26 protein-coding genes, 1 tRNA gene and 1 pseudogene are annotated in these 25,952 nt (G+C 37.5%); 13 read left to right on the top strand and 15 right to left on the bottom strand.

The window, feature by feature from the left end; all coding sequences use genetic code 11:
• Positions 1 to 282, top strand: a 282-nt coding sequence (locus EWZ81_RS08315) for a hypothetical protein (protein WP_205250222.1), incomplete at its 5' end; no start/stop codon positions are given.
• Here the strand turns inward: EWZ81_RS08315 and EWZ81_RS02720 are convergent.
• The 12 genes and pseudogenes from EWZ81_RS02720 to EWZ81_RS02775 all read right to left on the bottom strand — a co-directional run bounded on the left by EWZ81_RS02720 (position 279) and on the right by EWZ81_RS02775 (position 11,791).
• Positions 279 to 1,196 carry an outer membrane beta-barrel protein gene (locus EWZ81_RS02720; protein ID WP_165548939.1) on the bottom strand — a complete coding sequence of 306 codons (918 nt, stop codon included), beginning with the start codon at positions 1,194 to 1,196 and terminating at the stop codon, positions 279 to 281. The genes EWZ81_RS08315 and EWZ81_RS02720 overlap by 4 nt on opposite strands.
• Positions 1,166 to 2,152 carry a tRNA dihydrouridine synthase gene (locus EWZ81_RS02725; RefSeq protein WP_165548940.1) on the bottom strand — a complete coding sequence of 329 codons (987 nt, stop codon included), beginning with the start codon at positions 2,150 to 2,152 and terminating at the stop codon, positions 1,166 to 1,168. Before EWZ81_RS02725 ends, EWZ81_RS02720 begins: the two co-directional genes overlap by 31 nt.
• Positions 2,153 to 2,244: 92 nt before the next feature.
• Positions 2,245 to 3,261 (bottom strand): tRNA lysidine(34) synthetase TilS, encoded by a 1,017-nt coding sequence (gene tilS, locus EWZ81_RS02730; protein WP_165548941.1) that lies wholly within the window; start codon positions 3,259 to 3,261, stop codon positions 2,245 to 2,247.
• A 35-nt stretch (positions 3,262 to 3,296) separates the two neighbouring features.
• Entirely contained in the window at positions 3,297 to 4,364 is a 1,068-nt protein-coding gene (locus tag EWZ81_RS02735) for an HP0729 family protein (RefSeq protein WP_165548942.1), read from the bottom strand.
• An 8-nt stretch (positions 4,365 to 4,372) separates the two neighbouring features.
• Complete coding sequence (locus EWZ81_RS02740) at positions 4,373 to 4,624, bottom strand: hypothetical protein (RefSeq protein ID WP_341846689.1); 252 nt, start codon at positions 4,622 to 4,624, stop codon at positions 4,373 to 4,375.
• Between the two features lie 322 nt (positions 4,625 to 4,946).
• Positions 4,947 to 6,413, bottom strand: coding sequence for a hypothetical protein (locus tag EWZ81_RS02745; RefSeq protein WP_000620359.1), 1,467 nt, complete (start codon positions 6,411 to 6,413; stop codon positions 4,947 to 4,949).
• Positions 6,410 to 7,450 carry a DNA cytosine methyltransferase gene (locus EWZ81_RS02750; protein WP_000679372.1) on the bottom strand — a complete coding sequence of 347 codons (1,041 nt, stop codon included), beginning with the start codon at positions 7,448 to 7,450 and terminating at the stop codon, positions 6,410 to 6,412. Before EWZ81_RS02750 ends, EWZ81_RS02745 begins: the two co-directional genes overlap by 4 nt.
• Complete coding sequence (dcm, locus tag EWZ81_RS02755; RefSeq protein WP_165548944.1) at positions 7,447 to 8,520, bottom strand: DNA cytosine methyltransferase; 1,074 nt, start codon at positions 8,518 to 8,520, stop codon at positions 7,447 to 7,449. The genes EWZ81_RS02750 and dcm overlap by 4 nt, the downstream gene beginning before the upstream one ends.
• An 11-nt stretch (positions 8,521 to 8,531) precedes the next feature.
• A pseudogene (locus EWZ81_RS02760) lies at positions 8,532 to 8,753 on the bottom strand (IS1595 family transposase); the annotation flags it as partial.
• Positions 8,754 to 8,890: 137 nt separating this feature from the next.
• Positions 8,891 to 10,210: a 30S ribosomal protein S12 methylthiotransferase RimO gene (gene rimO / locus EWZ81_RS02765; RefSeq protein ID WP_165548945.1), complete on the bottom strand. Its 1,320-nt coding sequence runs from the start codon at positions 10,208 to 10,210 to the stop codon at positions 8,891 to 8,893.
• 1 nt (position 10,211) lies between these two features.
• Positions 10,212 to 10,673: a phosphoribosyltransferase gene (locus EWZ81_RS02770; protein WP_165548946.1), complete on the bottom strand. Its 462-nt coding sequence runs from the start codon at positions 10,671 to 10,673 to the stop codon at positions 10,212 to 10,214.
• Positions 10,674 to 10,681: 8 nt separating this feature from the next.
• Positions 10,682 to 11,791, bottom strand: coding sequence for a pyridoxal-phosphate-dependent aminotransferase family protein (locus tag EWZ81_RS02775; RefSeq protein WP_165548947.1), 1,110 nt, complete (start codon positions 11,789 to 11,791; stop codon positions 10,682 to 10,684).
• Positions 11,792 to 11,937: 146 nt separating this feature from the next.
• Here EWZ81_RS02775 and EWZ81_RS02780 point away from each other — a divergent pair, with 146 nt between their 5' ends.
• The 6 genes from EWZ81_RS02780 to EWZ81_RS02805 all read left to right on the top strand — a co-directional run bounded on the left by EWZ81_RS02780 (position 11,938) and on the right by EWZ81_RS02805 (position 17,243).
• Positions 11,938 to 12,414, top strand: a complete 477-nt coding sequence (locus tag EWZ81_RS02780; protein ID WP_165548948.1) for a phosphatidylglycerophosphatase A family protein — start codon at positions 11,938 to 11,940, stop codon at positions 12,412 to 12,414.
• Positions 12,415 to 12,490: 76 nt separating this feature from the next.
• Entirely contained in the window at positions 12,491 to 13,534 is a 1,044-nt protein-coding gene (locus tag EWZ81_RS02785; protein WP_165548971.1) for a D-alanine--D-alanine ligase, read from the top strand.
• A complete protein-coding gene (gene estV / locus EWZ81_RS02790; protein WP_165548949.1) occupies positions 13,534 to 14,259 on the top strand; it encodes a lipase EstV in 726 nt (241 codons plus the stop codon). The genes EWZ81_RS02785 and estV overlap by 1 nt, the downstream gene beginning before the upstream one ends.
• Entirely contained in the window at positions 14,246 to 15,727 is a 1,482-nt protein-coding gene (locus EWZ81_RS02795; RefSeq protein ID WP_165548950.1) for a Mur ligase family protein, read from the top strand. Before estV ends, EWZ81_RS02795 begins: the two co-directional genes overlap by 14 nt.
• A 9-nt stretch (positions 15,728 to 15,736) precedes the next feature.
• Positions 15,737 to 16,222, top strand: coding sequence for an HIT family protein (locus tag EWZ81_RS02800; protein ID WP_165548951.1), 486 nt, complete (start codon positions 15,737 to 15,739; stop codon positions 16,220 to 16,222).
• A gap of 64 nt (positions 16,223 to 16,286) precedes the next feature.
• Positions 16,287 to 17,243 carry a ribose-phosphate pyrophosphokinase gene (locus tag EWZ81_RS02805; RefSeq protein ID WP_275690017.1) on the top strand — a complete coding sequence of 319 codons (957 nt, stop codon included), beginning with the start codon at positions 16,287 to 16,289 and terminating at the stop codon, positions 17,241 to 17,243.
• Positions 17,244 to 17,266: 23 nt separating this feature from the next.
• Here EWZ81_RS02805 and EWZ81_RS02810 read toward each other — a convergent pair.
• The 3 genes from EWZ81_RS02810 to EWZ81_RS02820 form a co-directional block, all read right to left on the bottom strand.
• A tRNA-Ile gene (locus tag EWZ81_RS02810) sits at positions 17,267 to 17,343 on the bottom strand.
• Complete coding sequence (locus tag EWZ81_RS02815) at positions 17,305 to 18,450, bottom strand: FtsW/RodA/SpoVE family cell cycle protein (protein ID WP_073412421.1); 1,146 nt, start codon at positions 18,448 to 18,450, stop codon at positions 17,305 to 17,307. The genes EWZ81_RS02810 and EWZ81_RS02815 overlap by 39 nt, the downstream gene beginning before the upstream one ends.
• A gap of 22 nt (positions 18,451 to 18,472) precedes the next feature.
• Positions 18,473 to 19,687 carry a GTPase gene (locus tag EWZ81_RS02820; RefSeq protein ID WP_165548952.1) on the bottom strand — a complete coding sequence of 405 codons (1,215 nt, stop codon included), beginning with the start codon at positions 19,685 to 19,687 and terminating at the stop codon, positions 18,473 to 18,475.
• Positions 19,688 to 19,823: 136 nt separating this feature from the next.
• Here EWZ81_RS02820 and EWZ81_RS02825 point away from each other — a divergent pair, with 136 nt between their 5' ends.
• The 6 genes from EWZ81_RS02825 to EWZ81_RS02850 are packed head-to-tail and all read left to right on the top strand — an operon-like array spanning position 19,824 to position 25,865.
• Positions 19,824 to 20,807, top strand: a complete 984-nt coding sequence (locus EWZ81_RS02825; RefSeq protein ID WP_165548953.1) for an RluA family pseudouridine synthase — start codon at positions 19,824 to 19,826, stop codon at positions 20,805 to 20,807.
• Entirely contained in the window at positions 20,770 to 22,017 is a 1,248-nt protein-coding gene (locus EWZ81_RS02830; RefSeq protein ID WP_165548973.1) for a fibronectin type III domain-containing protein, read from the top strand. Before EWZ81_RS02825 ends, EWZ81_RS02830 begins: the two co-directional genes overlap by 38 nt.
• 10 nt (positions 22,018 to 22,027) lie before the next feature.
• Complete coding sequence (gene trmB, locus EWZ81_RS02835; protein ID WP_165548954.1) at positions 22,028 to 23,209, top strand: tRNA (guanosine(46)-N7)-methyltransferase TrmB; 1,182 nt, start codon at positions 22,028 to 22,030, stop codon at positions 23,207 to 23,209.
• Entirely contained in the window at positions 23,206 to 23,877 is a 672-nt protein-coding gene (locus EWZ81_RS02840; protein WP_000111082.1) for an ABC transporter ATP-binding protein, read from the top strand. The genes trmB and EWZ81_RS02840 overlap by 4 nt, the downstream gene beginning before the upstream one ends.
• The gene (locus tag EWZ81_RS02845) at positions 23,864 to 24,670 is read left to right on the top strand and encodes an FtsX-like permease family protein (RefSeq protein WP_165548955.1); all 807 of its coding nucleotides are present in this window, start codon (positions 23,864 to 23,866) and stop codon (positions 24,668 to 24,670) included. Before EWZ81_RS02840 ends, EWZ81_RS02845 begins: the two co-directional genes overlap by 14 nt.
• The gene (locus tag EWZ81_RS02850; protein ID WP_165548956.1) at positions 24,663 to 25,865 is read left to right on the top strand and encodes a murein hydrolase activator EnvC family protein; all 1,203 of its coding nucleotides are present in this window, start codon (positions 24,663 to 24,665) and stop codon (positions 25,863 to 25,865) included. The genes EWZ81_RS02845 and EWZ81_RS02850 overlap by 8 nt, the downstream gene beginning before the upstream one ends.
• Positions 25,866 to 25,952 lie beyond the last annotated feature (87 nt).

Consider the following 25,952-nt stretch of genomic DNA (forward strand, 5'->3'; position numbering starts at 1 on the left):
AGCGATGATACCGCAAGCGAGAGAGAGAGAGAGAGAGAGAGTAAAAATCGTTTTTTCATAAAAGTGTTCCTTAAAGTAATTTTTTTGTTGCTAAAATATTCTAAAATGATAATAGATTTACAACTGATTGGATTTTACCATAGATTTATTGTATTTCAAAAAAAAAAAAAAAAGATTTTGGAGTATTTTAACCTATTTATCTTTGAAGTGTTGAATTTTGTAACGATAAAATCATCTTTTGAATTTTATCATCAGTGTTTAATAAGAACGAAGCCACACTAAAACAAGAACGCGTAGCTGACAAAAACTTCTTTATTCCTAAAAACGCTGAAGTTTTGTCGGATCGTTTGTTGCTGCCACACATTGCTAGAGCCAAAATTCTTCCAACTTTGCGCGCTCAGGCTGTAATAAGGGATTTTTAACCCCACATTGAAGCGGTTATGCTTGCCTATATACAAAGAACCCCCAAAATTCACAAAAAACCCCCCACCCGCTGCAAAAAATTTATCGTCTTGTTTCGTGTTTTGGTTTTGATATTGAGGACTCCACAAGATGGCGTATTCCACCCCACCCCCACCAAACACGCCTATCTTAAAAAACAGCATTTTTTCTGTTTTTAAAGCGAGTTTTAAAAGGGTGTCTATAGGGAGATTAACAAACACATTCACGTTCAAACCAAACGCCATGAAATGCCCGTTATTAAAAAGGAAATCTTGGGGGCTTGGGGTTTTTTGCAAAACTAAAGAGCCTTGAGCGTTTGAAGCAGAATCGTAGGTTTTAATCGCACTTGGGTTATAATTCGCTTGGGATAAAAGGGTGTTACCCCCCACTTTTTGACCCAATTGAGCCTTAGCGTATTCTACATCCCCCCACACCCTTAAGCCTAAAATATGGTATTTATCAATAGCTATTTCATCGCCTATTTGCCCGGTATAAGACAGATTTTTACCCCCCTTATAATGGGCTTCTAATTTCTCGCCATAACACACGCTGCTAGGGCAAGTGGGGTTGTCTTTATAGGCTTGTTGCCACATGCTTGTGCGCGTGTTAGCCCCTGTGCCTAGCCTAAAACCCAAATAAATGTGGTTTTTGGTTTTAAAAAAAGGCGTTTTTTCAGTCGTATTACCCCACAACACCCCCAAACTGGCTAAAAAAACAAGCGCTTTCAAACACTTTTTTGATTCAATTCTACCCATAATGGCACTTCACTTTGCAACATTTCTTGATTAAAAAATTCCTCTATACTCTCTCGCATGCTCTTTACCTCTATAAGGGTATTGACACAGTTGCGAAACGCGCTCGCTTGCATTTCGCCCTTAGCGTAAGCATGCAAATTTTTCCTAAACATGATCACCCCCCTATCCCCATAAAACTCCACCATTTTATCAAAATGTTCTAAAACCAGGTCTTTTTTCACGACTGCGGGCAATTCGGTGGTGTTGTTTCTGATTTGCCAAAATATCCATGGGGCTCTTAAGGCCGCTCGCCCTATCATTAGCCCATCAGCTTGCGTGATTTGCAAGACTTCAAAGGCTTTTTTCACGCTGTCAATTTCGCCATTGGCTATCACCGGCTTTTTTAAAATCCCTTTCATTAAAGCGATGCTTTCATAATCTATTTTTTCTTTTTGGTATTTGTCGCTTCGTGTCCTCCCATGCACCACCACATAATCCACCGGCGCATCATTTAAGGCATGAGCGATTTCTTTAGGGATTTTCTTTTCAAAGCCTAAACGCACTTTCACGCTTGTGATCTTTTTATTGGTGTTTTCTCTGATGATTTTTAAAAGCTTCACCAAGTGGTTTAAATCCTTCAATAGCCCGCTACCATTACCATGATTAGCCACTTTAGGGGCAGGACAACCGCAATTAAAATCAATCCCACTCACATAATCTAAAGCGTTGATTTTCTCCACCGCTTCTTTGACTACGCCCTCTTTAGAGCCTGAAATTTGTGCCATGAAATGATCTTCTAAAGGGGATTTTTCCAACATTTTAGAAGTTTTATCAAACGCATACACCAACGAATGCGAGCTCACCATTTCGCTTGTGGTAACATCCACGCCAAATTTTTTCACCACGCTCCTAAAAGGCAAATCCGTATAGCCTGCTAGAGGGGCTAGAAAAAGCCATTTTTTATTTTTAAAGTCCATCCGCTCTCATATCAAAGTTTTTTGCTGTATTTTGACACAATCAAGGTTAAAAAGCGCTTTAAAAATTAGCGCTTGATTAAAATCAAGCTTTTTTATAGATTGATTAAACTCTGTTTGAAACGGGTTAAAAAATCATGCGTTGGTTGTTTTAAAAACTCTGCGTATAAAACAGGCCGTAAGCGTTTAGGGATATTCAACCTCCTGGCTCTGTCTTTAAAATCCTTTGGCATGCTTAAAGTTTTTGGGGGTTTAAAAGCGATAAACACATGCTCTTTATTGCTTTCAATGATGAATTTTTGAGCGATTTCTAAGCTAAAAAAATGGTGCTTGATTTCTTCTTTTTGAGAAAAGCTCAACACATACCCCTTTTGCTTTAAGATTTTATCCACCATAAAAAGCGCGTTTTGCGAATGCTTGAAAAAAGTGATCCCATGCATTTGTGAAACGGGCATCAAAGGATAAAGCCGCTCTTTTTCTTGATCCAAAAATTTAAAGCTTTGGATAATGCCCTTAGAATAATGTTGCATCAAGGCGTTAGCGTAATGTTTCCTGAAAAAATTGCGTTTGAACTTTAAAGAAGAATTAGAACTATCTTCAAAAAATTCCCAATCTTTAGCGAGCGTTTTAAGGGTGTCTTTAGGGGTGTAGAGCAAGGGGCGAACGATCGCATAAGATTCTCTTTTTTCATAAGCTTGAAAGCTTAAAAGCGTGTTTAGTCCGGCACCTTTACTTAATTGCATCAAAAACCATTCCAGCCTGTCATTCAAATGGTGCGCTAAAATCAAATGCTTGTAAGAATGCTCTTTGATTAGGGTTTCAAAAAAATCATAACGGATCTTTCTCGCTTGCATTTCAAAATTGCGCGCGATTTTTGGAGCGTAATGGATATAGCATTTTTTATGGTGTGTTTTTGCGAGTTTTTGAGCGTGTTGGATGATTTCAAGGCGTTGTTTTTGCGTGTTATAATCCACTAAAGCGATGTCAAAAGCGATGTTTTCTCCAACTAAAAGATGAAACAAGCAAGTGGAATCCAACCCACCCGAAAAACCCAATAAATTTTTCCCCTCTCTTAAAGGCTCTAAATAATTTTTAAAATCTCGCGCTGTCAAATCGGTGCTAAACGCATGCTGAATGGGTTGCGCTTTTATGAAGTTTCCTTGTGGGTTAAAACGCCTTTGAGTAAGCTCGCGCCTTCTATGCCTAAAATTTCATTCCTGAGTTTTTCCACTTCATTCAAACCTGGAGCTTTTGCATGAACGGCTTTATTGCGGATCTCTTGAATGAGGCTTAGGCTTTTTGAAAAAGGATAATTGATGAATCTTTTTAAGTTTTCTTCTAAATGGTATTGGACTTTTTCGTGTCTGAGTAAAAATTTAACGCTCCCAAGATTAGGCTTTTGAGTGAAAAAATCTTTAAGCGTAAAAGATTTTCCTTGGACTTTATAAGCTAAATCATAAAGGCTGGGATCGTTTTCGCAAGCCTTTAAAAGAACTTGTTTAGCAAAAGTATAAATTTCGTATTCTAAGGTTTTGATGTATTTGACGATGATGCTGGTAAAATCATTCAAAAGATCGTTTTCGCTTTGTAAAAGCTCTAATTCGGCATGAATGATGTTATTGATGCTGTCAGGGTGTAAGAGGTAAAAAAGCCTTTTGCCAAAAACAAAACGCATGAAATTTTCTTGCATGGTTAAATATTCTTTGCTTTTATACACGCTCAGATAATGCTTTTCATCGCCTAAAAAATAAGAACGCTCTTCTTTCAATCTCACCGGCAAAGGATAGACATAATTATTCCCATAAATGGCGTAAGTGTGGTTGTTTGGGGCGATGAAATTGGCTAAAAATTGATCCCTTAAAAGGCTGAAGTCTTCCCTGACTAATTCCCTTAAATCGCTGATAATAAAAAAGTCTTCCACTTCCAAATTTTTTTCTTTATAGTAGCTAGGGATCAAACCCTCATCAATCTCTTTAGAAACCTTTACCACCTTAGCGGCAAATAAATTAGCGTAATCGGTCAAAAAAAGCTGCAAAAAATTTTTTTCGTTGGTGGCTCTGTAAATCTCTTCTAAAGAGTCGTGCTTTTCTTGATCGTTAAGCTTTGATCGGATTTTACCAAAGCCCACTTGGGATTTTTCCTGTAAAACGCTTAAATGTTGTTGGATGACATCTTTTTGATAATAAGGGTTATAAAGGATTAAAAGGTGGTTCATGCCCTATCTTATTTTAGGATTTCTTTGAGGTTTTGCTTGATCTCATCAGGATTTTGCTCGTATTCTTGGATGAGTTCTTTTAAAATTTCAAACAATTCGTCAAAATCCTGCGGGTGCTCTTTCTTAAAACCCACGATCAAATCCAAAGTCTTGCCCGCCTTGTTTGATGGATCGTTTTCGCCCTCAAGAGCGTTTTTTATATCCAAAATCATATTGGCAATGCGAGCGCTTTGCCCAGGGCTTGAAATGCGTTTGCATATAAAGCCTTTGAATGCGTTGGCGAGCTTAAAAGATGCACAAATTTTAGAAAACATCGCCTTTCCTTATTGAAATATTTAAAATACCGCTTGTTGGATTAGTCCGTTTCAAGATCAGCCAAAAAGCCTTTTTGATGCGTTTTTGAAATTTTAACACAAATTCAGTTATAGCTGACTCTATTTGCAAAGTGTTGATTTGTTAATACTATTTATTTTTTGATCCAAACACTAAAGATGTTTGAGATTTTTGCTTCGGCATTTAAACAAAGTAATTTCAATGGGCAACTTTCAGATCGTTGACATTTAAAAAATCTTGCTAACAAACTTAAAAAGAATAAATTTCATCAATTTGTTTATTGATGAGCGGTGTTATATCTTTACCGTAATTTTTTTCTATGATTTTATCAATGCGTGTAAAATTGGCATATCCATCATCTGATGATAAACACTCTTTTGAAATGTAACGCCCTAGAGTTTCTGCTTCTATAATTACAACATTCTTGCCATCAATATCATTTTTCACACCCTTAGCAAACCGAGATGATACAACAATGCAGTATTTTGAGTTATGTTTTTCAATATGTAATATTAATCGTTTTGGGTTTAGTTGTGCTGTAGATTTTTTGCTTTTTTTAGCATCAATATTAATTTTATATGGTGGCGTTATATTGCCCTCATTTTGAATTTTACAAATAATATCTGTATCACCAGAGCCACCTATATGTTCACACTCTATCACTTCTCTAAATAAATCAAAACTTTCTTTAAGAGCGTTTTCAAAATCTTTGCCATCATTACTACCATATTTTGATAGGTAGATCATTGTTTTTATATTATTTTTGATATTCTTTTCATCAAATATTTTTTGTTGTATAATACTTAGATATTCTAAAGGATTTAATTCATATAGATCACTTTTCCACTCGCTTGGCAACAAATCGGCCTGTAAATTTGGATTTTCATCAAAAGCATGCTTATCTAAAAGCAATAATGTTTTTTCTTTCATATTATCTGCAAGTTTAATATACCCACTATATTTTTTGCGTGAGATGTAAGCATCATTTCTATAAGAACTTGTGCCGTGTGTAAATACAAAAAGTTTGCCATTATTATGTGCCATATCGCATACAAACTCTAAAACACCAAAATCTGCAAAAATTTGAAGAAAGTAGTATTTTAATTCATGTGTAACATTTGCAAAAACATCATTAAAATTATCTATGCTTTTAAAAAGAGCTAATTTCTCATCATATGTTAAAATTCTATATTCTAAAATGGAAGTTATGAGTTCTTCATAAATGCTCTTACTGATTGTTTCAATAAAGGGCAAAAACCATATACACTCATCAATATATAATTTTTGTTCTAAGCGTTTGTCCAACAAGAGCTTTAAAATCAGTCTTCCACAGTATAGTTTGAAATTTTTTGGAGTTTTACTATATGGATGTGGGAATTGCATAGAAAATAAATTAACAAGCATTAAGTCTGCTTTGTTTGCATCATTTTTTAATAGTAATTGTGTTGTAGCACTTGGGATAAATCTATTGTCTTTTTTATAACCAAACATATAAAAACACATTTGAGAAAATCTAACACCCATTGTACTTAATGATCCACCTATTGAACGCCCAATATAATGACCATTATACCGCAAATTATCTTGTATGTTTTGAGTATTTATCTCATTATTTTGTTCTCTCATAGCATTAACATAAGCTTGCATAAGTTCAGTTGAACTAATATTTTTTTGTAAAATCCACTTATTATCTTTTGAACGATTGAGTCTTATCATTTTATACCTTTAATAATATTTTTGCAAAACATAGGTGGTATTGCTTCGCCTATCACACTTCTTATAAGCGTTTCACTTGCAAAAATAGGCAAATCCCAATCTGCTGGAAGTGAACTAACAATAAACAATTCTCTTAATGTCAAAACTCTTGCATCACTATATGTGCCATCGCTTTGTAAGCGACCCGGATGAACATTATTGTGTCCGCCCATATTACCGCTATTTGTAGCCCTTGCAGGTGCAGGTTCATTCCATTTCATGCGCTTATAGGTATTATGAAATCCAATAATCTTATCGCCATTTTCTTTCTTAGGGTAATAAAACTCATTTTTCATGGCTGATTTTCCCTCTGCTGTATGTTTTAGAGCTAAAATATCTCTATCGTTGTGTTTTTTTGCATAATGCCATTTCAAATTACTCTTTTCCCCACTTTCTAAACTTGGCAAATCGCCGATAGCTTCTCTTAAGGAAATTTCTTTTTGGGGTCTAGGATTATCCCATTTTAGATTTCTTTTGTAAATTTTGATAAATCCTCTTGGGCGACTTTGTGCCACACCATAATCTTTAGCGTTTAGAATAAAGCTTTCAATATTATACTCATTGGCATATTTTTCTTTAACAATATCCACAAGTAGTCTAGGCTTATCTTTATACGGAAAGTATAGTTTTAAAAACTTTGGCACATTTTCAATTAAAATATAATCAAAATTACTACTATCAATTAAATCAAACACATAAAAAACTAGATAGTTTCTTTCATCATTATCATAATCTTTCTTTCCAAGTGAACTCATACCCTGACAAGGTGGTGTAGCAAGTAAAAATTTGCAATTGCTATCTATCGCTAATTGCTTAATTTTAGCAAAATTACTTTTCTCTTTTATATCACCTATAACCATCTCACATTTTGGATATAGCCATTTATAAAGCTCTGCTCTTTTTGGAAGCAATTCATTTGCTACCACCATTTCAATTTCCAACTCTTTTAAGTATATTTCAGCTATACCTGCACTTGAAAATAGTGAAACACCTTTCATTTTACGATAATTTTATTGATATTTTTACAAATTTTTTCAATTAACAATGGTGGAACACCCTCGCCAACCATATGTCTTATTTGAATATCACTAGCAAATTTTGGAACATCCAAATCGGCATTCATAGAGCTTAAAATAAAAATTTCTCTTAATGTTAAAACTCTTGCATCACTATATGTACCATCGCTTTGTAAGCGACCCGGATGGACATTGCTTTGAGATGATAGACAATCATTTCTCATTGTTATTGTGGGTGCAGGCTTATCCCATTCAATCCGCTTATAAGAAGCCATATAGCCTCTAGCTCTTTTGCCCTCTTTGGTTTTCGGAAAATAAATTTTGTTTTCAAATGCAGAATGTCCTGTAGGCGTATGCTTCATGGCTAAAATATGTGCTTCAATATGCTTTCTAGCATTATGATTTTTAATATTTGAAGTTTCCCCACTTTCTAATGATGGTAAATGCCCTATCGCTTCTCTAACGCTTATAACTCTGTTGTTTTTTTGAGGTCTGTTGTATATGTAATCATTATTTGTCATTACAATTATCGCACGAAGTCTGTTTTGAGCTACACCATAGTCAGCACAATTATAGACATTAACATCAATATTATATTCTTTAGAGTATTTGTGCCGTATGATAAATTCAATATTTTTAAATTCATTATCATAAGGAAAGAGCATATCTAAAAACCTAGCTACATTTTCAATCACTACAACTTTTGGTTTTATGTTATCTATGACTTCAAAGGCTTCAAAAATTAAAAAATTTCTTTTGTCTTTTAACATGTCGCTATTACTTTTATTCTTACCTATCAAAGATACGCCCTGACAAGGTGGAGTGGCTAAAATAAAATCTGTTTTAATTTTTTTTCCTTCTTTTATAATTTTGTTTTTAGTCTCGCTTTGTGTTATATCACCACAAATCATTTTTGAATTTGGATGCCAAAATTCATAAGTTTTTGCTCTTATGGGTAATAATTCATTAGCAAGTTTCATGTCTATACCACATTGTGATAAATTCATTTCTGCAAGCCCAGCACTTGCAAACAATGATAATCCTATTAACATAATTCTACCCCTTAAACCGCTAATAGTGGGATAGCGGATTCATGAGAAATCTCTAAACTTTTACTCACATATTCGCTATTTTGTATATATTCAAGTAGTATTGTTTCTTTATAGCTTTCTTTAGCAAAATTCACGAAGTTGTGATAAACAAGGTAATTATCTAAATATTTAGTAGCTACACCCTTAATAAACTTGTGCTTGATCATATCTTTCAAATGGCTGTGATAACTATTTCGTACTGCTAGACATTTAAAAGCCCTTACTTAAATTAGAATATTCTAGCAAAATAACCATTAAAAACCAATACTTTTTACAAATAGAGCCTTATAGCTTATTTCTTTTATATGCTTTTAGCCTTATGGTTAGCTTTTCAAAAAGGGCTTAAAACCTTAGCGAGTAGGATATTGTCTTTAAAGGCGCTAGGCACAATCGTGTAATGCCCGGGTTTTAAAGGGGTGGTTAGTTCGCTGTCATTAATCAAAATTTCCCCATCCACTTCAGGCGCCCACCTGAGATCCCTAGCTTTGTAAAAATACTCGCCCTCTTTATTTTCCACTAGCGCCTTAATGGGTTTATCCAACAAAGCCTTAAAAGAATGGTTCTGGTGTTTTAAAGCGATTTTATTCAAGGCTTTAATGCGGGCGTTGATGATTTTTTTAGGCACTTTCTCTAAAGAATAGGCATGCGTGTTTTCTTCCGTGCTGAAAGCAAAAATATTCAATCGATCAAACTGAAACTCGTCTAAAAACGCGCTCAATTCTTCAAATTCGCCCTCATTTTCTTCCGGATGCCCCACAATGATCGTGCTTCTTATAAAGCTTTCTTTAACCTGTTTCATGGCATCTAAAAGCTTTAAATGGTGTGCTTGGCTGGAGTTGCGACGCATTTTTTTAAGCATAGAGTCGCTGATATGCTGGATGGGCATGTCAAAATAATTTTGAAAAATAAGCGAGCTTTCAATCGCGCCAATCAGATCTAAAGTGGTGCTAGAGGGGTAGAGGTATAAAATTCGAGCGCTCTTTAAGGCTTGTTGCTTGTCAATCGCCTTAATGAGCTGGATCAAGCCGTCTTTTTGCCCCTTATCGTATAAAAACGAGCTAGAATCTTGAGCGATAAAAGTCATATCCTTATAACCTTTAAGAGCCAAATCTTCCACTTCTTTTAAAATGGAGTCTAATTCCCTGCTTTGCAATTTCCCCTTAAAGCTAGGGATAGCGCAAAAAGAGCATTTTTGGTTACAGCCCTCAGAAATTTTCACATAAGCATGCACGCTAGAACCGGTGATGATGCGCGCGTTATAATGCTCGCTTAAAAACACTTGCTCGCTGAACTGGTTTTGTTTTTTAGCAATCATTATATCAATCTTGTCATAATCCCCTACGCCGGTAAAAATATCCACTTCAGGGATCAACTCTTTGATTTCATCTTTATAGCGCTCGCTCAAGCACCCACTCGCAATCAAAATCGCTCCCTTTTTTTTATCTTTAGCGGCGTTGAGAATGGTTTGGATACTCTCTTGTTTGGCGCTTTCAATAAAACCGCAAGTGTTGATAAGGATCACATCGGCTTTTTTAGCGTCATTAGTGAGCGTGTAATTATAAAGCTTGCCTAGCATCACTTCTGAATCCACCAAGTTTTTAGAGCAACCTAATGAGATCAAGCAAAGTTGTTTGTTTTCTTTAACTTGCATGTTAGTGGCTTTTTAAGTTTTTCAGATCCACTTCCCAAAAGAAATCAATCCATTCAGGAGCGTCTTTTAAAAACGCATCAGCTTTGTATTTTGCGCTTGTTTTTTGGAACAAACTCGCGCTATAAAACTTTTTATCAGGGTGTGTTTCTTGTAAAACCTTAAGCACCGCTTCTAAAGAATTACCGCTATCTACGATTTCATCTACCACCAAAATGGTTTTTAAATAATCTTTGATCGTGGGGATATTTTCAATTTTTAGGGCGTTTTGTCGGTGGGTGGTGTCATAAGAAATCGCATTGATGCCATAAACTTCCCTTAAATCCCAGTGCAAACTCAAAAAATGCGTCAAAGTCATGCCCCCTCGCATCACACACACAAGGGCTTCTGGGACACCGCAAATTTGCTCTACTTGTTTGACTAATTCCAGGCTGTCTTTCAAAAAGGCTTCATAAGAATAATGCATTGTGATCCTTAAATTTCGTAATATTGCTTCAAAAAAGTTGCGTTCGCCGCGCCGTCAAATTCCCTTAAATCCAAATCGTTTAGGGCTAATTCTAGGGCGTTTAAAGCGTAAGCACTTTTATAAACAGGAATGATCCCCATGTGGTTGATGCGAATGAGTATATCTTTATAAGGCTCTTGACCGCCCGCAAATTGCACCTGGTATTTTTCTTTTAAAAAGTTTCTCAATTCTTTGGCATGCTCATTAACAATCGTTGTCATGCTCAAGCTCGGGCTTTTAGGGAAAATCTTTAAACCTAGCGCTAAAACGGCTTTTTGAGTGGCTAAAGCGACTCTTTTAGTCTCCTTATAGAGCGCTTCAAAGCCCCCTAAATTCTGCACCAATTCAAAATAGCGTTGCAACCCTAAAGTGTGCAAAATAGGAGCGGTGTAGCTTGTGGTGTTATTTCTTTGGTTTTTCAATTCGCTCTTTAAATTGAAATAAAACCCCACATTGCGTTCTTCTATGCATTCAATTGCCTTCTGGCTCAATGCGATTAGGCTCATCGCAGGGGGTAGCATGAACGATTTTTGACTCCCTCCAATGAGCGCATCAACATGCGTTATTTCCAAAGGCTCAACCCCTAAAGCGGTGATCGCATCTACTATTACAAAAACATTCGGGTTAGTTTCTTTGATCGCTTGAGCGATTTTTTCTACAGGGTGTCGTAACCCCCCACTAGACTCGCATGCTTGAATGCAAAACGCATCAATGTTAGGGTTGGCTTCAAGCGCGTTTAATATTTCATCCACTTGAGCCGGTGTGTCCCATTCATAGACTAATTCATGGGCTTTGAGTGAATGGGCTTTAGCGATCTTGCCAAACCTTTCGCCAAACTTACCCGCATTAACAAAAAGCAACTCTTTTTGGCACAAGGAAATCACACTCGCTTCCATAGCCCCCGTCCCGCTGCTGCTTAAAAGCAAAACTTCTTCTAAACCGGTCATTTTTTTTAAATTTTCTCGCACGCTTTGGAAAATCTTTTCAAAATCTTTGGTGCGGTGGTGGGGCATTGGCTGAGAAAAGCTTGAGCGCATCTCTTCATTAATGGCTACAGGGCCTGGAGTGAAAAGCAACATTAAAATTAACCTTTAATTTTTGAGAGAATTTAAAACTTATCATACTAAAACGCGCTTAAAATTAAGCCTTATTGTTTAAGAAAATCGCTTTTTAATGCAAATAAAATGCTAAAATGCCATGATTTAAAAAGAATTTAAGGCAATGATTGGATAAATTTAGTCTTCGCGCATGTTTTTTAACCCTTTTTTTTAGCGGGTATTCTAAAAAAGCTCCTGGAACGATAGGGAGTTTAGTAGCGTTGTTACTGGGCTTACCTATTTTAATTTTTTCGGCTAACACTTTGTTTTTAGGGGCGATTTTTGTTGGGCTTATCGCTATCGCTCAAATAGACAAGGAAGAAGAAGAGACTAAGAGGCATGACAGCTCTTACATTGTGATAGACGAATTAGTGGGCATGTGGCTTGCGATGGCGATTAGCGGGTTATCGTTAGCGGGTGTGGTTTTGAGTTTTATCTTTTTTAGAGTCTATGATATCACTAAGCTCTCACTCATTGGCAAGATAGACAAAGAAGTTAAAGGGGGCTTAGGGGTGGTGGCTGATGACGCTTTAGCGGGCGTTTTAGCCGGCTTGAGCGCGTTATTAGTCATCAATGTTTTAGGATTTTTCAACATTAAATTTTAATTTTAAGAAAATTCAAAAGCCTTTTTTTAGGTAAAATAGACAGACTTTATTGCAATCGTTTTTAGGGAGTTTGATCGTGGAATTTTGCGTTTTATTTGGTGGGGCGAGTTTTGAGCATGAAATCAGCATTGTGAGCGCGATCGCGCTTAAAGAAGTGTTAAAAGATAGGATTAAATATTTTATTTTTTTAGATGAAAACCATCATTTTTACTTGATTGAAGAATCTAACATGCATTCAAAATACTTCGCTCAAATCAAAGAAAAAAAATTACCCCCCCTAATCCTTACGCATAATGGCTTGCTCAAAAACTCGTTTTTAGGCGCTAAGATTATAGAATTGCCTTTAGTGATCAATCTTGTGCATGGGGGCGATGGCGAAGATGGGAAATTAGCGAGCTTGTTAGAATTTTATCGTATCGCTTTTATAGGCCCTAGGATTGAAGCGAGCGTGCTGAGTTACAACAAATATTTAACCAAGCTTTACGCTAAAGATTTAGGAATAAAGGCTTTAGATTATGTTCTTTTGAATGAAAAAAACCGCGCTAACGCCTTGGATTTGATTGGGGTTAATTTCCCTTTTATTGTCAAACCCAGTAACGCCGGAAGCTCCTTAGGGGTGAGCGTTGTGAAAGAAGAAAAAGAATTAATTTACGCTTTAGATAGTGCGTTTGAATATTCTAAAGAGATCTTAATAGAGCCTTTCATTCAGGGCGTGAAAGAATACAATTTAGCCGGCTGTAAGATCAAAAAGGATTTTTGTTTTTCCTATGTGGAAGAGCCTAACAAACAGGAATTTTTGGATTTCAAACAAAAATATTTGGATTTTTCACGCAATAAAGCCCCTAAAGCGAACCTTTCTAACGCCCTAGAAGAACAACTAAAAGAGAATTTTAAAAAACTCTATAACGATTTGTTTAGTGGCGCGATCATTCGTTGCGATTTTTTTGTCATAGAAAATGAAGTGTATCTCAATGAGATCAACCCCATTCCTGGCAGTTTAGCCAATTATTTGTTTGATGATTTTAAAACAACGCTAGAAAATTTAGTGCAATCGTTACCCAAAACCCCTAAAATCCAAATCAAAAACTCTTATTTGTTGCAAATCCAAAAGAATAAGTAATGGCCAAACGCAGTATCGCTTATTTGGATAGCGTTTTTGACATTTCCTACACCTTTATAGACCACCATAGCCCTTTAAACGCCTTGTTTTTGCATGGTTGGGGGAGTTCTAAGGAAATCATGCAACAAGCGTTTCAAGGCTGTTTTTTAAATTATAACCATTTGTATGTGGATTTGCCCGGTTTCAATCAAAGCCCTAACGATGAAAAAGTTTTAGAAACTAAAGATTATGCCAATATCATCAATCTGTTCTTAAAAAGCGTGGATAAAAAAGCGCATGTCGTTTTTGGGCATAGCTTTGGAGGGAAAGTAGCAATCTTGTGCGAAAACGAACGGATGGTTTTATTGAGTAGTGCCGGGATTTTAGAGCCAAAACCCTTAAAAGTGCGTTGTAAAATCCTTTTAGCTAAAATCCTTAAAAAATTAGGCTTGAATTTAGGGTTTTTGAGGAGTAAGGACGCTATGGGGCTTAATCAAGCGATGTATGAAACCTTTAAAAAAGTGGTTAGCGAAGATTTTAGCGAGCATTTCAAACGATGCGAGAAGGAAGTTTTATTATTTTGGGGTAAAGATGATAAAACAACCCCCTTAAGCTCCGCTCAAACAATGCGAACCTTATTGAAAAAGAGCGAATTATTCGTTTTAGAAGGGGATCATTTCTTTTTTTTAAACCAAGCAAAAGAGATTGAAAAACTAGTGGAGAATCATTATCATGCAAAGTCTTAGTTGGCTGAATTTAGCGTTTCGTTGGCTCTTTATAACAGGGCTTGGCTATTATATAATGACTTTATTGCAATGGTATCATTACAGCGTGTTTAGGATCTTAACCAAGCACCACAAGATGCGTTGGCATGGGATTTATTTTCTCTTGCCTTTAGGGGTGTTTATCCTATCGTATGCTTTCAAAATGCCGTTTGTTTTTGATTTCTTTTGCGGCGTTATTCAAATGCCCATGCTCATTGTTTGGGCCAAACGCAACGACAAGCCTTTAGTTTTCACGCCAAGGGTAAAGCGCTTTTTCATCTTCTTATTACTCTTTTTAATCTTGCATGAAATCTTAAATATAGAATTAGTCCCTTTGAATGGCATTTCGCTCGCACTGGGCTATTTGTGTTTATTTATATTCGTTTTGAGCGCTTCTTTAATCTTTGAAAAAGTCTTATCCAAGCAGTATTTGCAAACCGCTAAAGATAAAATCGCCTCTTTAAAGAATTTAAAAGTCATCGCCATTACCGGAAGCTTTGGGAAAACCAGCACCAAAAATTTCTTGCATCAAATCTTACAAACCACATTCAACGCGCATGCAAGCCCCAAGAGTGTCAACACCCTTTTAGGCATTGCGAACGATATTAACCAGAATTTAGACGATAGGAGTGAAATCTATATCGCTGAAGCCGGGGCAAGGAATAAGGGCGATATTAAAGAAATCACCCGTCTCATTGAACCGCACCTTGCCGTGGTCGCAGAAGTGGGCGAACAGCATTTAGAATATTTTAAAACTTTAGAAAATATTTGCGAGACTAAAGCGGAATTATTGGATTCCAAACGCTTAGAAAAAGCCTTTTGTTACTCTGTGGAAAAAATCAAACCCTATGCCCCTAAAGATAGCCCTTTAATAGATGTTTCTAGCCTGGTTAAAAACATCCAATCCACTTTAAAAGGCACTTCTTTTGAAACGCTTATCAATGGCGTTTGGGAAAGATTTGAAACGAAGGTTTTAGGGGAGTTTAGCGCTTATAATATCGCTTCAGCGATTTTAATCGCTAAGCATTTAGGCTTAGAGACCGAAAGGATCAAACGGCTTGTTTTGGAACTCAACCCTATTGCCCATCGTTTGCAACTTTTGGAAGTGAATCAAAAAATCATCATAGACGATAGCTTTAATGGGAATTTAAAGGGCATGTTAGAGGGCATTCGTTTAGCAAGCTTGCATCAAGGGCGTAAGGTTATTGTAACACCGGGATTGGTGGAAAGCAATACAGAAAGTAATGAGGCTTTAGCGCAAAAAATAGACGGGGTTTTTGATGTCGCTATCATCACAGGGGAGTTGAATTCCAAAACGATTGCTTCCCAATTGAAAACCCCCCAAAAAATCTTACTCAAGGATAAGGCGCAATTGGAAAATATCTTACAAGCCACCACGATTCAAGGCGATTTGATTTTATTCGCTAATGACGCCCCTAATTACATTTAGGAAATGAACATGCAACATTTATACGCTCCTTGGCGCGAAAGTTATTTGAAAGAGAAAAATAAGAGTTGTGTCTTTTGTGAGATTTCTCAAAACCCCACAAAAGATCCAGAAAACAGAGTGCTTTATAGGAATAGCGATCTCTTTGTGGTGATGAACGCCTACCCTTATAACCCAGGGCATTTGTTGATCGTTCCTCATGCACATCAAGCGAGCGTGGAACTTTTAGATCTGAATACTTGGCTCAACATAAATGCTTTAGCGCCTAAAGTGTTAAAAGCGTTGTATGCTTATGGCGCTCAAGGGATCAATTTAGGTTTGAATTTGCACAGAAACGCCGGAGCAGGAATCCCTGAGCATTTGCACATGCATTTAGTGCCTAGATTCTTAGGGGATAGCAATTTTATAAGCGTTATCGCTCAAACCAGGGTGTGCGGGATTGATTTAAATGAAACCTATCTTACCTTAAAAAACTTATTAGAAAAGGAGCTTGGTTGAAAACAAACGCTTTTAGTTTGGGTGCGCTACAATTGATTTTAATTCATTTTAGGGAGTGTCAGCGATGAAGGCGCATGGTTTTAAGACAAAGATGCGTGGTTTTAAGATTTTTTCAGGGAGCGCTCACCCTGCATTTGGCAAAGAAGTGTCAAAGCATTTAGGCGTTCCCTTATCCAAAGCGGTGATAGGCAAATTCAGCGATGGTGAAATCAATATCCAAATCAGCGAATCGGTACGCGGTAAGGATATTTTTATTATCCAGCCCACTTGCATGCCTGTCAATGACAATTTAATGGAATTGTTAGTCATGGTAGATGCTTTAAGGCGCAGTTCGGCCAATTCTATCACGGCGGTGTTGCCGTATTTTGGCTATGCCAGACAGGACAGAAAAGCGGCTCCAAGAGTGCCTATCACGGCTAAAATGGTCGCTAATTTGATGCAAGAAGTGGGGATTGAAAGGATCATTACGATGGATTTGCATGCCGGGCAAATCCAAGGCTTTTTTGATGTGCCGGTGGATAATTTATACGGATCTATCGTTTTTAGAGACTATATCCGCTCTAAAGCGCTCAAAAACCCTGTGATCGCTAGCCCTGATGTGGGTGGGGTTACAAGAGCCAGGTATTTTGCCAATCAAATGGGCTTAGATTTAATCATCGTGGATAAGCGCCGTGAAAAAGCTAATGAAAGCGAAGTGATGAATATTATCGGCTCAGCAAAGGAGCACGATGTGATTTTAGTGGATGACATGATTGATACCGCAGGCACGATCTGTAAAGCCGCTTTAGCCTTAAAAGAACAAGGGGCAACTTCTGTCATGGCGTTAGGCACGCATGCGGTTTTGAGCGGGAATGCGATCAAGCGCATTAAAGAAAGCGCGTTAGATGAAGTGGTGGTAACTAACTCCATCCCTTTAGTTCAAAAATGCGATAAAATCACCACTTTAAGCGTAGCACCCTTATTTGCAGAAGTGATCAGAAGGATTTATCATAACGAAAGCGTCCAATCGCTTTTCACTTAAAAAAGGAGATAAAAAAGGGGGAGTGGTGGATTCTGTAGGACTTGAACCTACGACCAATCGGTTATGAGCCGAGCGCTCTGACCAGCTGAGCTAAGAATCCAAAATTCCCAAAGGATGGTTTGCTATTGTATCCAAAAATATAGCGAAAAGCAAGCAGGTTTTCTAAGATCCCAAATAGGATCATAAAAGTGATAAAACTGCTCCCTCCATAGCTGAATAAGGGCAAGGGAATCCCCACCACAGGGGCTAACCCTAAAGTCATGGCGATATTCACGCTGGAATAAACAAAGATTAAAATAGAAATCCCAAGGGCTACAATCTTTAAAAACCAATCGCTGTTGCTCTCAAACATGTAAAAAAATAAATGCAAACTCAAGCCTATATAAATTGCAAAAAGCAACATAGCCCCTAAAAACCCAAAACGCTCCACGAAGTAAGCGAAGATAAAATCGCTCGTTGCGATAGGCAAGAATTTGAATTTGGTTTGCGTGCAGGCTTCTTTAGATTTGCCTAAAAACCCGCCCGATCCTATAGCGATAATGGATTGCATGACATGGTAATTAGGCTTTTCAGAAAGGAAGTCTGCAATACGCTTTTTTTGGTAATCATGCAAAAAGTGATAAGCGATAGGCGAAGCCACTAAAAGAGCGATAAAAAGAGGGAGCCACACCCTAGTCCTTAAACCCACGATCAATAAAATCCCAAAACCCATGATTAACACAATAAGAGCCGTGCCTAAATCAGGCTGTTTTAAAATCAAAGCCGCCGGTAAGCAAATGTAAAAACTGAGCTTTAAAAACATGCCCCAATCATAGCCCTTAAAAGGGGGTGGGTTGATTTTAATCAAATGCGCTAACAATAAAAGGATAGCGATTTTCACGGGTTCGCTAGGCTGTAAAGTGATAGAGGTAAAGGGAATGACTAGCCATCGTTGCGCCCCAAGCTTGCTAGACCCCATAAAATCCACTAACGCTAATAAAATCACGCACGCCCAATAAAACACAAAGAGCCAGCGATCGAGCTTCCTAAAAGGGATAAAAAACACGATCCAAAAGAGAAGAAACCCTATCGCATAATAAACCCCTTGTTTCAAGCTCAAAACCGCGCTGCTCTCAAAAATCAATACAAAAGAAACCACCAACAAGGGGATGATAAACACAAAAGGCAAAAGATCAAAATGCATCCAAATCCTTTTGTCTAATGCCATGCGTTTTTCATAACCCCTAATCTTATTGCGTTAATTTTTTGATTGTATCCAAGTTGAGATAATTCTCCTTAAAGAGAGAAGTGATCATGCCAACTTCACCAGGCAAATTGACTTCGCCCGTCTCATCATTAAAGCACTTTTCTAGCACTTTCAAATAAGCAAACCCAATGCCTTCTGTGATAACCGCAGCGGTCGCGCCCCCTGCAACACTCCCCACAACAGGAATGAATTTAAGGAAGCCATTAACGAGCGTTCTCCCCACTTGCGCGACTGCGGTTACGCCTAACAATCCTGTGATGAGCGATGTGGCTACGGATTTTTCCATTTTCACTCCAAAAGCGTCATTCATTTTGTAGATCATTCCTGCTTGAATGGGCGCGATAGCGAGTGCATCGCTAAAAGGTATGGGGATAAGCCCAGCCGCTCCTGCAGCGCCGGATGCAACATGGACAATGGTTTTACATTCCTCTATCATGGCTTGTTTTCTTTTTTGAATATTAGCTTTTTGAATCAGCAAGAAATGGTTTTGTTTGTTTTTCCTAGCTTCTATCAAGCATTTTTTCGTTTCAGCTACCAATTCTTCTAAACCTTCAATGGGGACTTCAATACCTCTAAATGAAAAGGCAACCGAATTGACTCTCACATAAGCTCTAACAAAACCTTTAAAGCCCCATTCTTCATCTATAACTCTTTGAGCTTCTTTAACAAACGCATCGCCGGCTTTTTCTTGGGTGTTGGTGAAGATGACGATCGTTGGAATATTCCATTTTTTAGTAAGGTTTAATAATTCTTTTTCTCTTTCTTCAACCCTAGAAGAAGTCTCCTTAACGCACAGATACGCCACATCAATGGCTTCTTTTTCATCAAGCGTTTTAAAAGAATCTTCCATTTCTTTTTTAATGCTTTGCATGGTGTCGTGGTAATCTTTATCTTCAATACCTTTAGTGTCCCATAAAATCAAGCCCTTCTTTTCATCAATGAATTTTTCAAGATGCTGAGTGATGGGTTTTCCTACGCCTGCTTTAGCGATTTCTTTACCAAATAGAGCGTTAATGAGCGAGCTTTTACCCACCCCAGTAGCCCCCATGAGCAAAATATTCATCTTTGGTTTTTCCTTTTTGATATGTTCAAGCATCTTGCTCATGTTCAATCCTCCCTCTTTCCCATCAAGCGTGAATGAGTCGCCCAAAAAGCCACGCAAAATGCCGTTCAGTTTATCATGCCCGTTATGTTCCATTAGAACCCCTTTTTTAAAATGATTTGAGCCACAAAACGTTGGTGCACCGATTATAGCGTATTCAAATAATGAAATAGGATTTTTTTAAGGTTTTGAGTAGAATAATGGTTTTTTAAAAATGCAAAAAAGAGTTTGAATGCAAAAAGTTTTCATTGCCCCTACCCATTACAAACGCATTGATGAATTTTTAGCCAAAGAATTGCGAATTTCTAAAAACCAAGTGTTGAATTTGATTAAAGAGGGGCTGGTGTTTTGTCAAAAAAAGGAGGTCAAAAAAGGGGGGCTAGCCTTAAAAGAGGGCGATGAAATCACGCTTTTAACGCCCAAAATCGCGCCCAAACCCTTAAAAAAAGAGCTTGATTTAGAAATAGAGGTCATTTTTGAAGATAGAGACTTGTTAGTGTTGAATAAGCCCCCTAATCTAGTCATCCATAAAGCCCCAAGCGTGAAAGAGCCTACTTTAGTGGATTGGTTAAAATCTCAAAATTACGAGCTTTCCAATCTAGGCTCAAAAGAGCGCTATGGGATTGTGCATCGTTTGGATAAGGACACGAGCGGAGGGATTGTCATCGCTAAAAACAATTTTACCCATGTTCATTTGAGCGAGCAGCTCAAAACTAAAATGATGGGGCGCTATTATATCGCCTTGCTTTCAACGCCCCTAAAAGAAGAGAAAATGAGCGTGGAATGCTATTTGGCAAGAAACCCCAATAACCGCTTAAAAATGATAGCGCTCAAAGCAGCCCAAAAAGAAAAAAGCCGCTATTCTAAAAGCGAATTTACTAGCTTGCTGACTTCTCAAAATGGCATGGATTTGATAGGGGCTAAATTACACACCGGGCGCACGCACCAGATCAGAGCGCATTTAGAATATTTGAACAGACACATCATAGGCGATAACCTTTACGGGCTTAATGGAGCGCTTTCTAAAGAAGAAATAAGGATCATGCTGCATGCCTATTTGATAGAGTTCAAACACCCTAGAAGCGAGCAAAAACTGCACTTTAAAGTTCCCCTATTAAAGGATATGTTAGAATATCTTAAAAAAGTTTTTGACAAGGAGAATTTAGATGAGGTCTTGGATGAAGAAAAGATACTTCACGCTTTTATTGCAAAGTAGTGTGGTATTAGCGGTTTTTATAGGGTGTTCTTCTACCAGGAATCATACTTTTTCAGCTCTCAGTAATCAAGAAAATACAGACGATAAGCTCCCAGTGGTCCATTCCATTAAAACCATTAACGATGTGAGTTCAGTGGGTTTTGAATGGTCTAAAGTCGCTGACACTTATGACATTGACGGGTTTATTTTGTATCGTTTGAAAAAAGACTCTAAACTCAAAAGAATCGCCACCATTAAAAACCCTTATGCGACCCACTATTATGATGAGGGGTTAGAAACAGAGAGTTCTTACACTTACCAATTAGCCACCTACAAGGGCGATAAAATCTCTAACCTTTCAGAACCCATTCTAGTAAAAACCTCCTTTATCAATCCTGTAGAAAGCGTGTTTGCAAGCCTTGAATACCCTAAAAGCGTGAAAGTCTTTTGGAGCCCGCACCCAAATCCCAGCGTTTCTAAATACATCATTCAAAGGCAGAATAAAGACGGCAAATTTTTAAATGTAGGGGCTGTAAAAAACCGCTTATTCGTGGAGTTTTTTGATAAAGATCTAGAAGATGGGCAAAAATACCGCTACCAAATCATCGCTGAAAATTTCATGGGGGATAAATCCAGGCCTAGCGTCATAGTGGAGGGAAAAACCAAAGACTTGCCCAAAGAAATCACTAATGTTAGAGTGAGCCAAAACCTCACGCGACAAATTGAATTGAGTTGGGATAAATCCCCCGAAGAAGATGTGATAGCTTATCGCATTTACGCTTCCAATAACCGCAACGATAAATACAAATTCATCGCTCAAACCACCAACACTTCCTATGTGGATAAGATAGAAAAAGACAACCTCACTCGTTATTATAAAGTCGTCGCCCTTGATAAAACGCATCTTGAAGGGGCGTTACCCAAAGAGCCTGCCATGGGTGAGACCTCTGATAGGCCTGAAGCCCCTATCATCACTAAAGGGACTATTCAAGACTCTTCGGCCTTTATCCAATGGGAAAACAACCCAAGCCCTAGGGTGGTCGCTTATGCGGTGTATCGTTTTGAAGCCAATTCTAAAACCCCTTTGCGTTTTGGGAATATCACCAAAAACCAGTTCGTGGATAAGGACATGAGAGTGGGCGTGGCTTATCGTTATCAAGTGGTGAGCGTGGATAAAGATGGTTTAGAGTCGCACCCAAGCAAAGAAGTGCGTTTGTTTTTAGAACGCTAAAAGGGTTTTAATGCCCCATTTTTTAGCCAAATTAGATTCCAAACCTTTAGAATACCCCATAACCAAAGGGGATTTTTGTTTTCATAGGGAATTTTTAAGCTTAAAACACCCCACTAAAAGCTGTGTGCATGCGAGTTTTAAAAATGATGTTTTTTTATTGCAAAAAATCCGGCGAGCGGGTGATTTTTTGATTAAAAGCGAAAAAGCCACGCCCTTAAAAAGAGAAATTTTAAAACAAGCTTTAAGGATTTATTCGCAATCTTTTGAAGTCATTTCGCATAATTTGCAAGAAAATTCTAAACATGCGAGCCAAAAAAAAGCCCTTGATTTAGAAACTTTTGAAAATTTTATCCAAAACAATCAAGCCCCTATTTTAATAGAAATTGGTTTTGGGAGTGGGAGGCATTTGATAGAATTAGCCAAAAACAACCCCACTAAAACATGCTTAGGGATAGAGATTCACACCCCCTCTATCGCACAAGCGTTAAAACAAATTGAATTGTTGGATTTAAAAAATCTGCACATCTTACAAGGCGATGGCCGTTTGATTTTAGAAAGCATGCCAAATTATAAGTGCGAAAAAATTTTTGTGCATTTCCCTGTGCCATGGAATGAGAAAAAACACCGCCGAGTGCTAAGCGAAAAATTTTTAAACGAAGCCTTAAGGGTTTTAAAGCCTAGAGGGTTTTTGGAATTACGAACCGATGATAGCCTTTATTTTGAAGACAGCCTAAAATTAGCCCTAAAAAACTTTCAATGCGAGATAGAAATCAAAAAAAACGCTCAAATCCCGGTGGTCAGCAAGTATGAAGCGCGTTGGAATAAACTCAAAAAAGATATTTATGATTTAAGAATTTATTCTTTAGAATCGAATGAAACCCCTTTTGATAACCATGCATTTGATTTTTCTTTTGATACAATAACAATGAGTAAAAAGAGCGTTAAAACGATTTTAAAAACCAAAAAAACCATCCAAGAGGGGTATTTTGTGCATGTTTGTAATATTTATGAGGATAAGGGGGATTTTTTAGTGGAATTGAGTATGGGGGATTTTGATTGGCCTGTGCGTTTGTTTGTTTTACTGACAGAAAATCAGATTTTTTATCTCAATAAAAGCCCCTTAAAAACCTTAAACAACCACAAAGCGCATCTTTTGCTTCAAAATATCCTAAGCCAAAAGGGAATTGGATGAGTGTGATCATCGCAGCGAACAATCTATGCTTACAATACCAGCAAAACGAACCGGTCATTAAGCATGCTAATTTGCGCATCAAACGGAAGGATTTTGTGTTCATTTCAGGGCCTAGCGGGAGCGGTAAAAGCACGCTTTTGCGATCGTTTTATGGGGATTTAAAACTTTTTAGCGGTAAATTAGAAGTTTGCAATACCAACATGAATAACGCTTCAAAAGCGACGATTTTAGATTTGCGTAAAAATATCGGCGTGGTTTTCCAAGATTATAAATTGATCCAAGATTACACGATTGAGCAAAACATCAAACTACCCATGGTGATTTGTGGCGTTAAAAAAGAAGAATGCCATTTGCAGCTAGAAAAACTTTTAGGGCATATTGATTTACGCCATAAGGCTAACCGCTACCCCAAAGAGCTCAGTGGAGGCGAACAACAGCGAGTGGCTATGGCTAGGGCCATGGCGAACTGCCCTGAACTCATTTTGGCCGATGAACCTACCGGGAATTTAGACGATTATTCTAGCGATAAAATCTGGAGCCTATTAAGGGGCATGAACACGCAATTAAACGCTACGATCGTAGTGGTTACGCACAAATTCCCTAAAAATTTTAGCGCTTATCACCGAAAATTTTACATAGAAGATGGGGAAGTTTATGAATACTCTTAAAAAGCATTTAGCCTTTATCATTCCCCTAGTAGCGTTATTGTTTAGCTTGGAGTGTGTGTTGTTTATCAATCAAGCGATCGAACAGAAAGAAAAAAAATTGATTGAAGATTATTCGGTCGTGTTAGCCAGCACGCAAAAATTAAGCTTGGAATTGTTGCGTCAAAATTTTAACGAAATCATAGCGTTAAAAGAAATTGATCCTAATTATTCTTTAGAGCCTCTTCAAAAAACTTTAGGCACAGACGGGCTTAAGGAATTAAAAAAAAATTTACCCTTTTTTTATTCTTTACAACTTTCCACATTCCCCACTCAAGAGCGTTTAGAAAACATTAAAGAAAAATTGCTCAAAATCCCTGGCGTTCAAAAAGTTGAAGTCTTTGCCAAAACTTACATGCAAGTGTATGATCTCTTAAGCTTGATTAAAGCCACGATTTATGTCTTTGCGTTAGTGGTCTTTGTTTTATCGGTTTTATTGATGTTTAAGCAAGTCCGCATCTGGATCTATCAATACCATGAGAGGTTAGAGATCATGGATTTATTAGGGGCTTCGGTGTCTTTTAAAAACGGGTTTTTGTATAAAATAGCTTTAATGGATTCTTTAATCGCTAGTTTTTTAGCCCCCATGCTCATGCTTTATACCACTTCGCAAAAAGGTTTTGAAAAAACGATGGATACTTTGGGTATTATAGGAGGCGCGTTTGTTTTAAACCATTTTTTATGGGGACTGCTTTTTAGCCTTGTGGTCTCATTTGTTTCTGTTTTACTTGTAGCTTGGAGGACTAGACATGTATAAATTAGGAATATTTTTATTAGCCACCTTACTATCAGCTAACACGCAAAAAGTGAGCGATATTGCTAAAGATATCCAACATAAAGAAACCCTTTTGAAAAAAACCCATGAAGAAAAAAACCAACTAAACAGCCGTTTGAGTTCTTTGGGCGAAGCGATCCGCTCTAAAGAGCTTCAAAAAGCGGAAATTGAGCGCCAAATGGCCGCCTTAAAAAAGAGTCTTGAAAAAAATCGTAACGAAAGTTTGGCTCAAGAAAAAGTCCTAACCAACTACCGCAAATCTTTAGATCATTTGCAAAAACAACGATCATTTTTACAAAAGAGGGTGTTTGATACGCTTTTAGAGGATTTTCTTTTTTCACAAGCCCTAAAGGGGCAGAATTTAGCCTCTTCTAACGATGTTGTTTTGCAAGTAGCGTTTGAAAACTTGCACCAAAGCACCCTGTCTAAAATGTCGCAATTGAGCCAAGAAGAAAAAGAACTCAATGTGCAAGCTTTAAAAGTCAAAAGCAACATTCAAAAAATCTCCTCTGTCATAGATGAGCAAAAAACTCGTGAAGTAACCTTAAAATCCTTGCAAACCGAACAAAATAAGCTCATTTTGAGCATGCAAAAAGATTATGCGATCTATAACCAACGGCTAACCCTTTTAGAAAAAGAGCGCCAGAATTTAAACGCTCTTTTAAAACGCTTGAATATCATCAAACAAAATAGAGAAAATGAAGAGAGGGTCAGTTTGAAAAAATCTTCTCAAGCCTTAGAAGTCAAACAAGTGGCGAGCTCTTATCAAAATATCAACACCACGAGCTATAACGGGCCAAAAACGATCGCTCCTTTGAACGATTATGAAGTGGTGCAAAAATTTGGCCCCTATATTGACCCAGTTTATAATTTAAAAATTTTTAGCGAGTCTATCACGCTAGTGTCAAAAACCCCAAACGCTTTGGTGCGTAATGTTTTAGACGGGAAAATCGTGTTCGCTAAAGAAATCAACATGCTTAAAAAAGTCGTTATCATTGAGCATAAAAATGGCATCCGCACGATTTATTCTCAACTGGATAAAATCGCCCCCACCATTAAAAGCGGCATGCGGATCCAAAAAGGCTATGTTTTAGGGCGCATTGAGCAACGCTTGGGCTTTGAAGTAACCATGAGAGAAAAACACATTAACCCCTTAGAACTCATCGCACGCAATTAAACAAATCATTTTTATTGCCGATATTGGCTAAAGAGCTTATGCAAACAAATAAATCATTATACTTGTAGGCATGGAAAAATTTGGAGG

Source organism: Helicobacter pylori (assembly GCF_011140715.1).
GTDB classification, from domain to species: Bacteria; Campylobacterota; Campylobacteria; order Campylobacterales; family Helicobacteraceae; genus Helicobacter; species Helicobacter pylori_DA.

Coding starts and splice junctions, on each gene's coding strand:
- EWZ81_RS02845 (WP_165548955.1), top strand. CDS start 23,864: ATGAATACTCTTAAAAAGCATTTAGCCTTTATCATTCCCCTAGTAGCG.
- EWZ81_RS02720 (WP_165548939.1), bottom strand. CDS start 1,196: ATGGGTAGAATTGAATCAAAAAAGTGTTTGAAAGCGCTTGTTTTTTTA.
- EWZ81_RS02725 (WP_165548940.1), bottom strand. CDS start 2,152: ATGGACTTTAAAAATAAAAAATGGCTTTTTCTAGCCCCTCTAGCAGGC.
- EWZ81_RS02800 (WP_165548951.1), top strand. CDS start 15,737: ATGCAACATTTATACGCTCCTTGGCGCGAAAGTTATTTGAAAGAGAAA.
- EWZ81_RS02815 (WP_073412421.1), bottom strand. CDS start 18,450: ATGGCATTAGACAAAAGGATTTGGATGCATTTTGATCTTTTGCCTTTT.
- EWZ81_RS02795 (WP_165548950.1), top strand. CDS start 14,246: ATGCAAAGTCTTAGTTGGCTGAATTTAGCGTTTCGTTGGCTCTTTATA.
- EWZ81_RS02825 (WP_165548953.1), top strand. CDS start 19,824: ATGCAAAAAGTTTTCATTGCCCCTACCCATTACAAACGCATTGATGAA.
- EWZ81_RS02830 (WP_165548973.1), top strand. CDS start 20,770: ATGAAGAAAAGATACTTCACGCTTTTATTGCAAAGTAGTGTGGTATTA.
- EWZ81_RS02770 (WP_165548946.1), bottom strand. CDS start 10,673: ATGCATTATTCTTATGAAGCCTTTTTGAAAGACAGCCTGGAATTAGTC.
- EWZ81_RS02850 (WP_165548956.1), top strand. CDS start 24,663: ATGTATAAATTAGGAATATTTTTATTAGCCACCTTACTATCAGCTAAC.
- EWZ81_RS02805 (WP_275690017.1), top strand. CDS start 16,287: ATGAAGGCGCATGGTTTTAAGACAAAGATGCGTGGTTTTAAGATTTTT.
- estV (WP_165548949.1), top strand. CDS start 13,534: ATGGCCAAACGCAGTATCGCTTATTTGGATAGCGTTTTTGACATTTCC.
- trmB (WP_165548954.1), top strand. CDS start 22,028: ATGCCCCATTTTTTAGCCAAATTAGATTCCAAACCTTTAGAATACCCC.
- EWZ81_RS02750 (WP_000679372.1), bottom strand. CDS start 7,450: ATGAAAGGTGTTTCACTATTTTCAAGTGCAGGTATAGCTGAAATATAC.
- EWZ81_RS02820 (WP_165548952.1), bottom strand. CDS start 19,687: ATGGAACATAACGGGCATGATAAACTGAACGGCATTTTGCGTGGCTTT.
- EWZ81_RS02735 (WP_165548942.1), bottom strand. CDS start 4,364: ATGAACCACCTTTTAATCCTTTATAACCCTTATTATCAAAAAGATGTC.
- rimO (WP_165548945.1), bottom strand. CDS start 10,210: ATGCAAGTTAAAGAAAACAAACAACTTTGCTTGATCTCATTAGGTTGC.
- dcm (WP_165548944.1), bottom strand. CDS start 8,520: ATGTTAATAGGATTATCATTGTTTGCAAGTGCTGGGCTTGCAGAAATG.
- EWZ81_RS02840 (WP_000111082.1), top strand. CDS start 23,206: ATGAGTGTGATCATCGCAGCGAACAATCTATGCTTACAATACCAGCAA.
- EWZ81_RS02775 (WP_165548947.1), bottom strand. CDS start 11,791: ATGTTGCTTTTCACTCCAGGCCCTGTAGCCATTAATGAAGAGATGCGC.
- EWZ81_RS02745 (WP_000620359.1), bottom strand. CDS start 6,413: ATGATAAGACTCAATCGTTCAAAAGATAATAAGTGGATTTTACAAAAA.